2 protein-coding genes are annotated in these 669 nt (G+C 41.9%); both read left to right on the top strand.

The window, feature by feature from the left end; translation table 11 throughout:
* Positions 1–229: LytTR family DNA-binding domain-containing protein (locus tag A3735_RS29270; RefSeq protein WP_197486021.1), on the top strand; the 229-nt coding region annotated here is incomplete at its 5' end.
* 201 nt (positions 230–430) lie between these two features.
* On the top strand, positions 431–669 hold a 239-nt coding region (locus A3735_RS32110; RefSeq protein ID WP_231882642.1), incomplete at its 3' end, for a hypothetical protein.

The following is a 669-nucleotide window of genomic DNA, read 5'->3' as shown; positions in this document are numbered from 1 at the left end:
AACCCTAAGTGACCAAACATTAAAGGAGTTGGAACAAGCTCACCCAGACAAGCTCCTGCGTGCCCATCGCAATACACTGGTCAATGCCAAACACATCTCAGCAATGCACAAGAGCTCCGATGGCCACTACTACATACATATACGCAATACCGACTTTCGCATTCTCGTCAGTCGTCGACACGTAAGCGAACTCAAGCAAAGAATAAGTGAACAATCCTTTCAAGCCTAAGACTGCAACTAAGCACCTTCTAGAATAAAAATGAGCTTCCACTCAACAACTTAGAGAACCTGTTCACACTTTATCCTCTCTCTTTACCTCAATAAATGAAGTTTTTCGAAATACCCTCTCGATCTAACCAAATGTTACACACCGCTACAGGGAGATCTCTTATCATTGAATAGGTAGTCTTCATCAAATGGAGTGGACGATTTGAACAACACACACACATCAACAATGACCAAGCGCGCTTTGTTCGTAATAGGCTTGTTATGTCTGTGTCTGTCATTTAATACTCTAGCTTTTGAAAACTCACGCAGCAATAGCGGTGATGATGATACTATCCTCATCGAGAGCTCATCTGACACTAAATTTTCCTATAGTACAGCGATCAAATCCTTCTCTAAGCACGTGCTTAAATTTGATATCGATTCTCTCTTAAGCGGGGGAAA

It is taken from the genome of Oleiphilus sp. HI0061, assembly GCF_001635675.1.
The sequence above is the reverse complement of the archived record's forward strand: the minus strand, read 5'-3'. Positions and strand labels throughout refer to the sequence as shown.